This window comes from Leisingera sp. ANG-M1, assembly GCF_000813745.1.
In the GTDB taxonomy this organism is placed as follows: Bacteria; Pseudomonadota; Alphaproteobacteria; order Rhodobacterales; family Rhodobacteraceae; genus Leisingera.
This window is the reverse complement of sequence record NZ_JWLC01000039.1, coordinates 6223-7585: the sequence shown is the minus strand read 5'-3', so window position 1 is coordinate 7585 and position 1363 is coordinate 6223. Positions and strand designations below refer to the sequence as shown.

The 1363-nt window shown below is 57.3% G+C and carries 2 protein-coding genes; both read right to left on the bottom strand.

What is annotated here, in order from left to right:
* Window positions 1–82: 82 nt before the first annotated feature.
* Window positions 83–1069 (bottom strand): aminomethyl transferase family protein, encoded by a 987-nt coding sequence (locus tag RA19_RS24780; RefSeq protein ID WP_193748335.1) that lies wholly within the window; start codon window positions 1067–1069, stop codon window positions 83–85.
* Window positions 1070–1082: 13 nt separating this feature from the next.
* A partial coding sequence (locus tag RA19_RS24775; RefSeq protein WP_082020680.1) for an acyl carrier protein occupies window positions 1083–1363 on the bottom strand: 281 nt, incomplete at its 5' end.

Here is a 1363-nt window from a genome sequence, read left to right as displayed (position 1 = left end):
CCACTACCATCTGCAACAGCATGAGCTGCACGCGCCGATACATTTCGGAGGGTTGCGGCCTGTTTGGGGACGCTGTCATAGGTCAGGCCGCCAAAACAGTGCGGGTGACAAATAGCGGTGCGGAAACCCCCTGTCCCACCAGTTCTGTGTCCTTGTTGGCCAGCTCGAAGCGCACACCAACCCAACTCAGGTCGTGTTGCACATAGGCGAAGACCACGAAGGCATCGAGCGTCGGCGAAAACGCCGCCGTCACGACCCGCCCGACCGGTTGCCCTTCGATTGCTAACACATCCCCCTGCTCAACATTGGCCTGCGCGTCGAAACGCAGCATCAGGCCGGTTTCTTGCAGATCATCAAGCCGGGCCTGAAGTGCGGCCTGACCAGGGAACTCGGGTTTGCGGAAATCGATCATCCAATGCAGGCCAGCGGCTAGCGGATCGCGCTTGCTGTTCAACTGGGCGAAATTCAAAGACCGCATTTCCAGCATCAGCAGCGCCTGGATCTCTTCCTTGATTTCGGTAACTTCGAAACCGTCGCCAGGTTGCGACAGACGGTCTGCAATTCCGGTGTCGCCAGTAGGCACAAGAATGCGGTATTCGTACTCGCCGGAGTAACCCATGCGGAACACCAACTGACCGATGTCCGGATTTTCCTCAAACGTCAGGTAGGACAGCCCGAGAATGTCTTCGCTGAGGTTGGTTTCCATGGCCTTTTCAGCATGGGGGCCAACGAGACACAGGATGTCGTACGTGGCCGACATGTCTTCGATAGCGGCGTCCTGGTCCGCGAAACTGCTGGTCAGATGAGCGGTAAGGGCTTCCGAGGTCTCGCCTTGGGTAAACAGGATCAGATCCTCATCGCCCTTGAAGACGGTAGCCAGCGCGATCACCGCGCCCCCTTCATCGAGGAACAGACCGGTAACACCGCGATTGGGCAACAGCATCTCGATATCCATCGAGAATACCGCATCCAGCGCCTCGAAACAGTCCATTCCGGTCACACGGAGAACACGGTCGCTGTTGACGCGGATCAGAGCACATCCCTCGCGGGCTACTACGTAATCTTGCAAGTTTAAGTTCATTTCAGGCGTCACCCTTTTCTTGCACAAAGTCGAGGATGGTATTGATCGACCGGAAGGCCTGCATGTCTTCGTCGGTGATAGCCACGCCAAATTCGCTTTCGACCGCGATCGCAACCTCGAGACTGTCCACCGAGTCCAGCCGCAGACCAGTCCCGAACAGCGGGCTGTCATCCGAGATTTCGTTGACTTCAAGTTCCAGCGACAAACGCTCGATCAGAACGGCTTTCAAACGTGCTGACAACTCTCTGCGCCGGGAGGCTACAGCGGTTTCGCTGTCGAGCG